11 protein-coding genes and 1 tRNA gene are annotated in these 13,656 nt (G+C 41.2%); 9 read left to right on the top strand and 3 right to left on the bottom strand.

Annotation, left to right across the window (positions count from 1 at the left end; all coding sequences use genetic code 11):
• The first annotated feature begins 48 nt into the window (after positions 1–48).
• The 9 genes from PL9631_RS24575 (at position 49) to hsdR (ending at position 10,868) form a co-directional block, all read left to right on the top strand.
• Complete coding sequence (locus PL9631_RS24575; RefSeq protein WP_083624531.1) at positions 49–1,167, top strand: Gfo/Idh/MocA family protein; 1,119 nt, start codon at positions 49–51, stop codon at positions 1,165–1,167.
• Between the two features lie 456 nt (positions 1,168–1,623).
• Positions 1,624–1,815, top strand: a complete 192-nt coding sequence (locus tag PL9631_RS24570; protein ID WP_083624529.1) for a hypothetical protein — start codon at positions 1,624–1,626, stop codon at positions 1,813–1,815.
• A 122-nt stretch (positions 1,816–1,937) separates the two neighbouring features.
• On the top strand, positions 1,938–2,420 hold the full coding sequence (gene ispF / locus PL9631_RS24565) for a 2-C-methyl-D-erythritol 2,4-cyclodiphosphate synthase (RefSeq protein ID WP_083624527.1): 483 nt from the start codon (positions 1,938–1,940) through the stop codon (positions 2,418–2,420).
• Positions 2,421–2,506: 86 nt separating this feature from the next.
• Positions 2,507–4,273, top strand: a complete 1,767-nt coding sequence (locus PL9631_RS24560) for an ABC transporter substrate-binding protein (RefSeq protein ID WP_083624525.1) — start codon at positions 2,507–2,509, stop codon at positions 4,271–4,273.
• Positions 4,274–4,290: 17 nt separating this feature from the next.
• Positions 4,291–5,076 carry a nickel pincer cofactor biosynthesis protein LarB gene (larB, locus tag PL9631_RS24555; RefSeq protein WP_083624523.1) on the top strand — a complete coding sequence of 262 codons (786 nt, stop codon included), beginning with the start codon at positions 4,291–4,293 and terminating at the stop codon, positions 5,074–5,076.
• 136 nt (positions 5,077–5,212) lie between these two features.
• The gene (locus PL9631_RS24550) at positions 5,213–6,796 is read left to right on the top strand and encodes a class I SAM-dependent DNA methyltransferase (protein WP_156090696.1); all 1,584 of its coding nucleotides are present in this window, start codon (positions 5,213–5,215) and stop codon (positions 6,794–6,796) included.
• 86 nt (positions 6,797–6,882) lie between these two features.
• The gene (locus PL9631_RS24545) at positions 6,883–7,248 is read left to right on the top strand and encodes a GIY-YIG nuclease family protein (protein WP_083624520.1); all 366 of its coding nucleotides are present in this window, start codon (positions 6,883–6,885) and stop codon (positions 7,246–7,248) included.
• Positions 7,249–7,257: 9 nt separating this feature from the next.
• A complete protein-coding gene (locus PL9631_RS24540; protein WP_083624518.1) occupies positions 7,258–8,502 on the top strand; it encodes a restriction endonuclease subunit S in 1,245 nt (414 codons plus the stop codon).
• Positions 8,499–10,868 (top strand): EcoAI/FtnUII family type I restriction enzme subunit R, encoded by a 2,370-nt coding sequence (hsdR, locus tag PL9631_RS24535; RefSeq protein ID WP_083624517.1) that lies wholly within the window; start codon positions 8,499–8,501, stop codon positions 10,866–10,868. The genes PL9631_RS24540 and hsdR overlap by 4 nt, the downstream gene beginning before the upstream one ends.
• 56 nt (positions 10,869–10,924) lie before the next feature.
• Here the strand turns inward: hsdR and PL9631_RS24530 are convergent.
• The 3 genes from PL9631_RS24530 to PL9631_RS24520 all read right to left on the bottom strand — a co-directional run bounded on the left by PL9631_RS24530 (position 10,925) and on the right by PL9631_RS24520 (position 13,514).
• A tRNA-Val gene (locus tag PL9631_RS24530) sits at positions 10,925–10,996 on the bottom strand.
• 88 nt (positions 10,997–11,084) lie between these two features.
• The gene (locus PL9631_RS24525; protein WP_083624515.1) at positions 11,085–12,284 is read right to left on the bottom strand and encodes a glycosyltransferase; all 1,200 of its coding nucleotides are present in this window, start codon (positions 12,282–12,284) and stop codon (positions 11,085–11,087) included.
• A gap of 27 nt (positions 12,285–12,311) precedes the next feature.
• On the bottom strand, positions 12,312–13,514 hold the full coding sequence (locus PL9631_RS24520) for a glycosyltransferase family 2 protein (protein WP_083624514.1): 1,203 nt from the start codon (positions 13,512–13,514) through the stop codon (positions 12,312–12,314).
• Positions 13,515–13,656 lie beyond the last annotated feature (142 nt).

Below are 13,656 nucleotides of genomic sequence, written 5' to 3'. Positions count from 1 at the left end.
TATAAAAACTAATCGCAGAAACTGACACTTTTTTGATCAGGAGAAATCATGACAACCGACGAAAAAATTGGCATCGCTGTGATTGGAACGGGATTTGGCAAAAAAGTTCATATTCCTGCCTTTCAAGACCATCCTAAAACCCAAGTAGTTGCAGTTTATCATCGAGATTTAGAAAAAGCCAAAGCGATCGCCTCTAGTCATAATATTCCCCATGCTTGTAATAGTATTGAGGAGATTTGTGCTTTATCTGAAGTTCAAGCAGTTGCCATTTCTACCCCGCCTTTTTTGCATTTTGATATGGCTAAAATAGCCTTGAATGCGGGTAAACATCTGTTATTAGAAAAACCCACAACCCTAACGGTGGCGGAAGCAAAATATCTCTATCACCTCGCCCAATCGAAAGGTTGTATTACCAGCTTAGATTTTGAATTTCGGTTTATTCCCGCTTGGCAACATTTATCTCAACTGTTAGCTGAAAATTATGTAGGACAGAAAAGATTAATCAAAATTGATTGGTTAGTTTCTAGTCGTGCTGATGAGACTCGTCCCTGGAATTGGTATGCTCAAAAAGACAAAGGGGGCGGGGTACTCGGGGCAATTGGTTCCCATAGTTTTGATTATATTTCCTGGTTGTTGGGTTCAATTAAACGCCTCTGCGGACAACTGAATACTTCGATTACTTGGCGTCCCGACCCTGAAGCTGGGGGAGAATTAAAACCTGTTGATGCTGATGATATTTGCACCCTAATTTTAGAACTAAATGATGGCACTCCCTGTCAAGTTTGTTTAAGTTCTGTCACCTACCAAGGACGGGGACATTGGCTAGAAATTTATGGTAGTGAAGGTACATTAATTTTAGGTAGTGATAATCAACAGGATTATGTGCATGGATTTCGATTATGGGGGAGTCAAAAGGGGCAACCTTTAAGTGAAATTTCTATCCCCCAAACCTTAGAATTTCCCCGCATTTATCCCGATGGTCGGATTGCGCCTTTGCTACGAGTGATTGACCAATGGATAACAGGAATTGAACAGGGAATAAGTTTAACACCTTCGCTGAAAGAAGGGGTTTATTCGCAACTGTTAATGGATTTAACCCAGGAATCCAATGCAACAGGAACTTGGGTAAATGTACCGGATTTTGCATCCTTTTTGGTGAGTGAATAGAAGGAATACAACCATCACCCGCCAAGGTGATTATATTTAATTGAGCGAGTTAGCGATCATTGTGGTATGATGGCTTTGTAGGTTCCATCATGCCAGTTTACTCACCGTCGATTTAGTAATCCATATCGCGTTAATCAAAAAAGGGGCAGGGTTTTGGTGTCTAAATTCAAGCGCACGCAGGCTTTAAACACCAAAACTTTATACTAAGATCTTGCTACCTTTTTGGGGTGACGATAGCTACAAAACAACAGTCAAAAATTGCTCTTAGTAGTCAATACTGTTTCTATTCTATTTCGTTTAGTTTGATTAAACGAACTCCCATCAAAATTAAAATTAGCCCAGAGAGTCATTTACTAAAACAACGCTAAAATCACCTAATAAGGTCAATAGCGTCATGAGATTCTCGCGGTTTAAGTGTCAACTATTATTAAGGTTAATACCATGGAGGTTACTATCATGAAAACCTTGCTTCCCAATGTCTTACTGTTCAAATATTTCCGTAATGGTATGACTAATTCCTATGCTATGATGGGTCTGGGTTATGTAGTTAGTATATTTTTAATTTTATTTACTTTTTTTTGTGTCGCGGCTTCTCAATCTCCTGATGTTTCTGTTAAGTCTGTTCAATCCTATCATTCTGGGTCATAAAGGTTTTTTTATCTATTCTTAAATTTCTTCTGAAGTTTTGGTTAACCCTTAACTGTGGACTTGATATTACCTATTAATGGTAAAATCAGAAAGTGTATTAATTTTAATAGGAAAAAAGATCCATGAATATTCGCATTGGCAATGGTTATGATATTCATAAATTAGTCCCCGGACGGGCATTAATTTTAGGCGGGATTAAAATTGATCATGAATTGGGACTATTAGGACATAGTGATGCGGATGTTTTAACCCATGCCATTATGGATGCCATGTTAGGGGCGTTAAGTTTAGGAGATATTGGGCATTATTTCCCCCCAACCGATGAAAAATGGGCGGGTGCTGATAGTTTAGTCTTATTAAAACAGGTAAATCAACTAATATTAGATCGAGGTTGGAAAATCGGAAATATTGATTCTGTAATTGTAGCAGAACGTCCTAAATTAAAACCCCATATTAAAGCAATGTGCTATATTCTGACTACAACATTAAACTTAGATATTTATCAAATTAGTGTCAAAGCCACCACTAACGAAAAATTAGGCCCGGTGGGTCGAGAAGAAGGCATTGCCGCCTATGCCGTGGCTTTATTAGAAAAAGTGAGTTAACATTCCTATAAATAGTTATATCGTTGGAATTTCAGTTACAACAGATGTTTTATAATGAAAAATAGCCATATATGAATTGATCCAACATGATTCTATTCAAAACCCATTGGTTCCAAAAGACTTTATTCATCCTCTTAGCCCTGGTTCTGAGCGCCTGTAGTACCGCCCAATCCCAAATTCCGTCTCGGTTGGTGGTCGCCACCCCCAGCGGCCCAGCCACCTTTAATCCGCCCTTGAGTCAATCGGCCTATACGGTTTTTGGTTATTTGTATGACCCGTTAATTCAAGACGACCCCGTGACTGGAGAATTAATGCCCAAATCAGGGTTAGCTGAAGGGTGGGAAATTTCTGATGATAAACAAAAAATTATTATTACTTTAAAAGATGGGTTGAAGTGGTCAGATGGCAAGCCATTAACCGTGGATGATATTATTTTCACCTATAACGATATTTATTTAAACGATAAAATTCCTACGAGTTTTAAAGATATTTTACGAGTAGGAAAAAGTCGCAGCTTTCCCACGGTCAAAAAATTAGATAATCGCCGGGTGGAGTTTGCCGTTTCCGAACCTTTTGCACCTTTTTTACAATATGTAGCCGGATTAAGTATTTTACCCGCCCATATTTTAAAAGACTCAATTACTGAAACCGATAGTGAGGGAAACCCCAAATTTTTAACCACCTGGGGAACCGATACCAACCCCCAAGATATTGTGGGAAATGGTCAATATCGAATCAAAAGTTATACCCCTTATCAACGGGTAATTTTAGAAAGAAATCCCTATTATTGGCGCAAAGATGACCAGGGAAATCCCCAACCCTATATTGAAGAAATTGTCTGGCAAATTATTGAAAGTACCGATACTCAATTATTAGATTTTCGTTCGGGTTCCTTAGATACTTTAACCCTGCAACCGGAAACATTTCCTCTATTAAAGCCAGAAGAAAAACGAGGGAAATATACTATCTATAATTCTGGCCCCGATATGGGAACCGTGTTTATGTCATTGAATATGAATCGGGGAAAAAATCCCCAAGGAAAACCCTTTGTTGATCCGATTAAGTCTAAATGGTTTAATAATAAAGCCTTTCGACAGGCGGTTTATTATGCCATTAATCGGGAGGCGATGAAAAATAATTTTTATTTAGGATTAGGAGAACTGCAACATTCTCCCCTGCCAGTCCAAAGCCCCTTTTATTTATCCCCAGAAGCAGGATTAAAAACCTATACACACAATCCCGAAAAAGCTAGACAAATGCTAATTGATGCGGGGTTTAAGTATAATAATCAGGGACAATTACTCGATAGTGAAGGTAATCAGGTTCGTTTTACCCTTTTAGCCAGTGCGGGGAAAAAAATTCGGGAACAAATGGCTACCCAAATTAACCAAGATCTGGGTAAAATTGGGATTCAAGTTGATTTATTATTTCTCAGTTTTAATACCCTAGTAGAACGTCTTTCTAGTTCTCGGAATTGGGATGCCTATTTAGGTGGATTTAGTGGGGGAGGAATTGAACCTCACGGGGGTTATAATATATGGTCAGTGAATGGACGGTTACACACCTTTAATCAAGGGCCGCAACCGGGAGAAACCGGGATTACTGATTGGCAAGTTTCCGATTGGGAAAAACAAATAGATGATTTATTTGTGAAGGCTTCCCAGGAATTTGATCCGAAAAAACGCAAAGAACTCTATGGAAAAGCGCAGAAAATTATTTCCGAAGAACTACCGTTATTATATATGGTTAATCCCCTTGCCTTTGAAGCTATCCGAGATCGGGTTGAAGGTGTGGAATACACACCCTTGGGGGGAGGATTTTGGAATTTGTATGAACTCAAAATTGCTGAATAATTAGTTATTGAATCCTGATGAATCCTGAAGCCTTACAACAGTTACTTGAATCCGTCGCATCCGGTGAAATTACCCCGAATGATGCCCTAGATAAAATCAAATACTTTGATTTTGAACCCGTCGGAAATTTTGCCCACATTGACCACCATCGCAAATTAAGAACCGGATTTCCTGAAGTGATTTGGGGATTGAATAAAACCCCGGAACAAATTATTAAGATTATCGAGGTCATGCGTCAGCGAAATCCGGTAGTTATGGCAACTCGAATTGAACCCCATGTTTATCAAGAATTGCAAACCCAAATCCCGGATTTAAAGTATTACGAAACCGCTAAAATTTGTGCCATTCATCCGGGGGAAATTCCCCAAGCCACTGCTCAAGGAATCATCAGCATTTTAACAGCCGGAACGGCCGATTTACCCGTGGCCGAGGAAGCCGCCGTCACTGCTACCCTATCGGGTTTTAAGGTTAAACGGTTATCGGATGTGGGAGTGGCCGGAATTCATCGGTTACTGAGTAATTGGCCGATAATTGCCGATGCGGATGTGTTAATTGTGGTGGCTGGGATGGAAGGCGCCTTACCGACGGTGGTGGGAGGGTTAGCCGATTGTCCCGTGATTGCGGTGCCCACTAGCGTTGGTTATGGGGCTAGTTTTAACGGGTTAGCCCCCCTATTAACCATGTTGAATTCCTGCGCCACGGGGGTAGGAGTGGTGAATATTGATAATGGTTTTGGGGCGGCCATTTTAGCGTGCCAAATTCTCAGATTAGGAGAAAGATTAAAACGCAGAATTGAGCCTTAAGCAAGGCTTATTGGGCACTGACTCTGTTAATATTTGGGCTTTTGGTGTTCCGGTGTTCCCCGTGTCCTATTATTTAACCTTGTAAGTGCAAAGATCGGCGCAATTTTTAAGATTAAAAATCCCAGAGTTAAGCTAAATGTTCGAGCAAACCTTTAAAAATATTGATGATGTTCTCTGGAAAGAGGCGGGGTGTACTACAGAGTTAGATTACACCGAGCAAACCTCTTGGCTGCTATTTTTGAAGTATTTGGATGACTTAGAACAGGAGAGGGCGCTAGAGGCGGAATTAGTCGGTAAACCATACCAATTTATTATTGATGAGGCGCATCGCTGGTCAGTTTGGGCAGCCCCCAAAAAAGCGGATGGTACGGTAGATCATGATCATGCGCTAATTGGCGATGATCTGATTGATTATGTTAACCGCAAGCTATTTCCATATTTACAGGGTTTCAAGCAACGGGCTACCAGTCCAGATACTATTGAATACAAGATTGGGGAAATTTTTAGCGAGATAAAAAACAAGTTTCAAAGTGGCTACAGTTTGCGAGATGCTCTGGAATATATTGATGAATTAAGGTTTAGATCCCAACAGGAAAAACACGAGTTATCCCATCTCTATGAAGCCAAAATCAAGAATATGGGAAATGCGGGGCGTAATGGGGGAGAATATTACACACCACGCCCGTTGATTCGGGCAATTATTCAAGTCGTGAAGCCGAAAATCGGTGAAAAAATTTATGATGGTGCTTGCGGTTCGGCGGGTTTCTTGTGTGAGAGTTATGATTATTTACGCCGGGGTAAGCTGACAACAAAACAGCTTGAGATACTTCAGACTAATACTTTTACTGGTAAAGAAAAGAAAAGTTTGGCGTATGTGATTGCGATTATGAATATGATTTTGCATGGCATTGATGCGCCGAATATCATTCATACTAATACTTTGACGGAAAATCTCAGTGATATTCAGGACAAGAATCGTTTTGATATAATCTTAGCAAATCCGCCCTTTGGGGGGAAGGAACGCAAGGAAGTACAGCAGAATTTTCTGATAAAAACTGGAGAAACGGCTTTTCTGTTTTTGCAGCATTTTATCAAAATTCTCAAAGTCGGCGGTAGGGCGGCAGTAGTTATTAAAAATACTTTTTTGTCAAATTCTGATAATGCTTCACGGGCTTTGCGTCAAGAGCTTTTGAGTAGTTGTAATTTACATACTATTTTAGATTGTCCTGGGGGTACTTTTATCGGGGCGGGGGTGAAAACTGTGGTGCTGTTTTTTGAGAAAGCTCCCTTCGACTCCGCTCAGGGAGCAGCTTCGGTTCCCTTCGACTTCTCTCAGGGAACGCTCTTCGACTCCGCTCAGTACAAGTTCGCTCAGGGACTGCCTTTATTTGTTCAGGGAAAATCTTTAACTGAGGGGATGGTTACCCAAAAAATTTGGTATTATCAACTCGCTCCGGGGCGAAATATGGGTAAAACCAATTCCCTGAATGATGAGGATTTGCGGGAGTTTGTAGAGTTACAAGCTACCTTTGCAGAGTCGGAAAAGTCTTGGCTGGTGGATATTGCTGATATTGATCAGCAGACGTTTGATCTGTCGGTGAAGAATCCAAATAAAGCTGAGGAATCGCTGTTACGAGAACCGCAGGAAATTTTAGATGAAATTGCTGCGTTAGACGTGGAGAGTGCAGAAATTTTGGCGGGTATTGGAGGAATACTATGAAAATGTGGTTTCGGCTTCGCTCAACCACCAAAAGATGAGGACTGAGCGAAGTCGAAGTCCGTAGTTTGTTACAGGAGGTCATAATAATGCCCTATATGTATATTCTGGAATGTGCTGATGGTTCTTTCTACACAGGGAGTACAAAAGATTTACCTCGGCGTTTATGGGAGCATCAAAATGGTTTGGGTGCAAATCATACTAAAAAGCGATTACCTGTAAAGTTAGTTTATGCAGAACATTATGATCATGTAGCTGATGCTTTTTATCGGGAAAAACAGGTTCAGGGTTGGAGTCGGGCCAAGAAGGTTTCTTTAATGAATAGTGAGTGGGATCGGCTTCATATTTTGGCGGAGTGTCAGAATGAGTCACATTATAGAAATGCTGGTTTCGGCTTCGCTCAACCAGCAAATGAAATTGAACCCGTAGAGGATTATGAGGATGATGATAATTAGGGGGATTGTATGCAGTTGACAATTGATAGTAAACAGTTGCCGATGGGCTGGGAAGTTAAAAAACTCGGTGAAGTTTGCAATATTTCAACAGGAAAGCTAAATGCCAATGCTGCTGTTGAAAATGGAAAATATCCATTCTTCACTTGTTCAAGGGAAATATTCACTATTGATCACTTTGCCTTTGATTGTGAAGCAATTTTATTGGCAGGAAATAACGCTGTAGGTGATTTCAATGTAAAGCACTACAAAGGAAAATTTAATGCGTACCAAAGAACTTATGTGATTACGATAAACCAAGAAGAGACACTTTTATATAAATATCTTTATCTTCAGGTAGAAAGTGCTTTAAAAGATTTCAAGTTAAAATCTGTTGGCGCAGGTACTAAATTTTTGAAGTTAGACATGATCAAAAACCTCAAACTTTATCTCCCACCACTTCCCGAACAAAAGCAGATTGTGGCAATTTTGGATGAGGCGTTTGAGGGGATTAATAGAGCGATCGCCAACACCGAAAAAAACCTCGCCAACTCCCGCCAAGTGTTTGAAAGCTATCTCAACGCTATCTTTACCCAGAAAGGCGACGAGTGGGAAGAAGTAGAATTAGGTTCTTTGAGCGAACGTATTACAAAAGGGTCGTCTCCTAAATGGCAAGGTATAAATTACGTAGATGAACCAGGCATCCTTTTTGTTACCAGCGAAAACGTTGGAGAAAATCAGATGCTGTTTGAAAAAACAAAATATGTTGAGGAAAATTTTAACGAAAAAGATAGTAAATCCATTCTTTCTTTTGGTGATGTATTAACTAATATTGTTGGTGCTTCTATTGGTCGAACAGCAATTTATGACCGAGAAGATTTAGCGAATATTAATCAGGCAGTATGTTTAATAAGGTGTAAGTCCGATAAACTCATAAATAAATACCTTTCTTATCTTCTTAACTCTCCATATTTTCGGCAGATTCTTCATGAAAATGAAATTAATAATGCACGAGCAAATCTAAGTCTTGGGTTTTTCAGGGGTTTACAAATACCCCTTCCTTCACTAGCCGAGCAGCAGTCTATTGTTTTTAAGATGGATGATCTTTCTTCTGAAACCCAACGTCTCGAAGCCATCTACCGCCAAAAAATCGCCACCCTCAACGAACTCAAACAATCCATCCTGCAAAAAGCCTTTGCTGGCGAACTCACGGTTCGACTTAGCTCACCGACCACCGCAGATACTTCAAAAACTGTTAAGGAGGAGATTGTAGCATGAATGAAACTGAAACCCGTGCCGAACTAATTGACCCTGCACTAAAAGCCGCAGGCTGGGGAGTTATCGAAAATAGTCGCATCCGTCGCGAAGTTATTGCCCCTGGACTCCTAATTGGCAACGGTAAACGCGCTAACCCCCAATATAGCGATTATGTCCTCATGTATCAGGGTGAAAAACTCGCCGTCATCGAAGCAAAAAAACGCGACTTACCAGATACCGAGGGTTTAGGACAAGCAAAAATATACGCCAAAAAACTGGAAACCCGATTTGCCTACTCTACAAATGGCCTCCGTATCTACCAAGTCGATATGGTCACCGGGGTAGAAGGCTACATCAACGAATATCCCACCCCTGAGCAACTGTGGTCAGCCACCTTTAGCGAAGATAACCAGTGGCGAGATAACTTTGCTGTCATCCCCTTTGAAGACAGAAGCGGTACTTATGAAGCCCGTTACTATCAACACAATGCCATCAAGCACGTTTTAGAAGCGATTTATCACGGGCAAAACCGGATTTTATTAACAATGGCAACGGGTACGGGTAAAACCTTCATTGCATTTCAACTGGCCTGGAAACTGTTTCAAAGTCGTTGGAACCTCAGCCGACAACCCACACTTCGGCAAGGCTCAGTGACCGCCCGTCGCCCGCGAATTTTGTTTCTCGCAGACCGTAATATTTTAGCCGACCAAGCCTATAACTCTTTCTCAGCTTTCCCCGATGATGCTCTGTTGCGAATAGACCCCGAAGCCATCAAAAAACGTGATCGAGTCCCCAAAAATGCCAGTATCTTTTTTACCATTTTCCAAACTTTTATGACGGGACGGGATGAAGAAGGTAATCCCACCCCTAAATTTAGTGACTATCTCCCTAACTTCTTCGACTTTATCATTATTGATGAATGTCACCGAGGCGGAGCCAGTGACGAAAGCACCTGGCGCGGTATTTTGGAATATTTCTCACCAGCCGTACAACTAGGACTAACTGCCACCCCTAAACGAGCCAACAACGTCGATACTTATGCCTATTTTGGCGAGCCAGTCTACACCTACGCCCTCACAGACGGTATCAACGATGGGTTTCTCACTCCTTTTAAAGTCAAGCAAATCGAAACAAACCTCGATGAATATATTTACAGCCCTGAAGATGAATTAATAGAAGGTGCAATAGACGAAGCCAGAACCTACACTGAAGCAGACTTCAACCGCATCATTGAAATCGAAGATCGCGAACGTTACCGCGTGCAACTGTTTATGGAAGAAATTGATCAGAATCAAAAAACCCTGGTATTCTGTGCCAACCAAGATCACGCCTTAGCCGTGCGAGATTTAATCAATCAAATGAAGATTAGCAGTAACCCTAATTACTGTGTCCGCGTTACTGCCAATGATGGGAAATTGGGAGAACAATATCTCAAGATTTTTCAAGACAACGAGAAAAATATTCCAACAATTCTCACCACTTCTCAAAAACTCTCCACTGGGGTTGATGCTCGGAATGTTCGTAATATTGTTCTAATGCGCCCGATCAATTCGATGATTGAATTTAAGCAGATTATCGGTAGAGGAACTCGCCTATTTGATGGCAAAGACTACTTCACCATTTATGATTTTGTCAACGCCTACGAACACTTCAACGATGATAAATGGGACGGCAAACCCCAAGAATGGGTAATTGTCAAAACTCGCAGAAAACCCAAGGAATTATCCACAACCAACATTGATAGAGACAAAGCTAAAGATACAAACGAAATTACAGAAGTTACCCGCCCCAAAACCATCAAAATTAAAATTAAACTTGCTGATGGTAAAGAACGCACCTTTGAGAACCGAATGTCTACCAGCTTTTGGAGTCCAGACGGTAAACCGATGAACGCCACAGAGTTTGTCGAACGTCTGTTTGGTGAAATTCCTGAATTATTCAAAAATGAAAACGAATTAAGAACAATCTGGGGTCGCCCAGATACCCGTAAAGCATTATTAGAAGGACTAGCAGAAAAGGGCTACGGGGAGGATCAATTAACAGAAATTAGTCGATTGATTGATGCCGAAAAAAGCGATTTATATGATGTGTTGGCTTATATCGCTTATGCCTTTCCACCCATGAGCCGCCGAGAGCGCGTCCTCGCTCACAAGTCCTTAATCTTCTCGCAGTATCTCGGCAAACAGCAAGAATTTATTGACTTTGTGCTGGATCAATATATCAAAGCAGGCGTGGGAGAACTTGACCGGACTAAATTACCTCAACTGTTAGAGTTAAAATATCATACTGTTCGTGATGCTGTTGAAGAACTAGGGAGCGTTGCGAATATCAGCGCAGTATTTATCGGGTTTCAGCAGTATTTGTATTCACAGGACATTGCAGCTTAATTGGGAAAATCAATACAATAAAACTATGAATCCTTATTGTTAATCGACAAAATTAATGGGCGATACAGGATTTGAACCTGTGACCCCTTCCGTGTGAAGGAAGTGCGCTACCACTGTGCTAATCGCCCGCACAATTTATTAATATAACATAGCTTTTTATAGTTTGTCAACCCCCCTAATCCTAAATCCCCAGTTTGAGATAGATTTTTTCCCCTCTTAATGACTGCCAAACAAATCGATCAGTTTTTGGACTTCAATATTAATATTATGATCTTCAGCTACCTTAGCCGCACCGTGTTTTCCCATGGCGGTCAACTCCTCAAGCGGAGTAGTGAGGGCGGTTTTCAGGGCGAGGGTTAAATCTTCTAAAGATCCGGCTGGAACTAACCAACCATTTTTCCCCGGTTCAACTAATTCGGGAATACCCGCAATATAGGTACTAATTACCGGACGAGATAGGGCGAATGCTTCCATCAAAACCACAGGCAACCCTTCAGCAAAACTGGGTAAGACAAACACCTGTGCAGCTAAAATCTGTTCTTGGACTTGGGTATTGGTAGCCCAACCCGTAATCTCAATATAATTATTTAATTCTAGGGTATTAATTAATTGTTCAATCTGATTTCTTAGGAGGCCGTCACCCACAAAGATCAGTTTACACTTCAAGCCCATGGCTACGAGTTGACTAAGGGCTTCAATTAAGATTAAATGACCTTTTTGTTCGCTTAAACGACCGACACAAACAAAACGAGGTTCCGAAGGTAAAGGCACAAAACTATGATCCAAAAACAGGGGATCAACACCACAATGGACGATATGAATTTTTGACCAATCTTGATAATCACACCAGCGCTGGATCTGACTTTTCCCAAAAGAACTAATAGCTACGACAAATTTAGCCCGTTTGATTTTTTCAGGTAGTGCGATCGCTTGGGGTTTATCAAATTCCTCTGGCCCATGGATCGTAAAACTATAGGGTGGCCCCCCTAGGGCATTACAGAGCAGAGCGACGGTTGTAGAATTAGTGCCAAAATGAACATGAAGATGTTCGACAGGGGCTTGGGATAACTGATTTAATAAAACACAGGCTTCTGCTAGATAGACAAGGTGAAGGATAATACCCCGTTCTGAACCCCAACCCAATTTTAAAGTCAGTCCTACCGCACGCCACAACTTCCGGGGATGAGTCAATAAAACTCGGAAGAAATTCCAGAGTAAACCCCCAATTCCGACATGGAGAATAAACTGAGTTTTTTGATATTCTTCTAAATCCCCTTGATCGATCAATTCCGACTCTAAAGACCGAATTGAGAAACGCCGAATCTCTACTCCTTGGGCTTCCAGGGCCTTGATTTCACGGCGAATAAAACTATGACTGACCTTGGGATATTGATTAACGAGATAAGCGACTTTCATGCTTGTGGATAGCGGGTCTAAAGCGAGTTAGGATAACAGAATATCCCGTTGGGTTCTGACCCATTCCTGTTGAGGTTTTTTAAAGAATCCCAAATACATAGGCAATTTCCAGAGAATATAAAGGGGAATACTCAATAGGGTTTTCAGAGACATGACAGAACGGCCAAAATTAGCCCAGGTGATCAGAATTGCCATTAATAACATGATTCCTTGAACGAGCAAACATTGCAAGGGGAAAAGGCTGAGATTGAAGATAGCGATTAAGACACTGGGAACTAAAGCGATCGCCCATAATATGACTAAAAAGGCTAAGGGAGGAACACAGAGGTCTAGGGCCAGGATTAGTAAATCTCGGCGCTTGAGACGAATAGAGGCGTCAAGCAGGCGGGGAACTTGAGTACATAAAGTTTTTAAGTGTCCGTGTTCCCAGCGAGTTCTTTGGGTTTTAGCCACTTGTTCTTGGGCGGGTAAAACCCCAATCACTTTAGCCTCTTGACAAAATATGGGGGAAGCTCCCATTAGAGCTAAATCAATCCCAAGCTGCATATCTTCCACGATATTAGAACTGGCTAGGGAAACTTTACTAATCATTGACCAGGGAAAGGCCATGCCCGTTCCGGTGAGAACACAGGGACACCCTAATCGAGCGATTCCTTGAGGACGAACCGAGTTTTTTACTAAAAAGGCAAAGGCAGAAATGGAATCTTTAGGAGTCGGATTAGGGGGGGTTTCCATTGAATAAGTCGATTGCACAGGTCGCCGTTTACTCATCGCTTTGTGAGCAATTTTAGAGATAGTACCCGGTTCAACGTGACAATCGGCATCAATCATGACAACAACTTCCGGGGGATTTTCAGCTAAAAACTTTAAACCATAATCCAAGGCGTAGCCCTTACCACGATGTACTAAATCATGGCGTTCTAAAACCGTTGTTCCTAATTGACGGGCAATAGCGGCCGTTTCATCGGTGCAGTTATCGGCAATGACTACAATACTTTTTCTACAATTAACTTGGGGTAAAATAGTATTTAAGGTGGCTGCGATTCCCGATGCTTCATTGTGGGCTGGAATTAAAACAGCAATCTTAGGATCAATCCCCACAAATTTCTGATTTGGGGGTGGCTTTTTAATTAATGCTGCCAGACATTCGGTAAAAAACACTGAAACCGGGATAGCCAGGGCTAGGGAAATCAGCGTTAGTCCTGCGGTAAGTATTATTGCTATAATCATGGCCAAAAATTATTTTAAAGATCTTAAAAGTCTATCGTATCTTCTCCATCCGGGAAACTTAAAGCCTAAATGGTGCATTTTTACAATAGCTTTACTAAATGTTTACAATTTTTCTGAATAAGGAGAGTTATTCTGTTTTCTC

The organism is Planktothrix paucivesiculata PCC 9631, assembly GCF_900009265.2.
GTDB lineage: Bacteria > Cyanobacteriota > Cyanobacteriia > Cyanobacteriales > Microcoleaceae > Planktothrix > Planktothrix paucivesiculata.
This window is presented reverse-complemented; position numbering and strand designations above follow the sequence as displayed.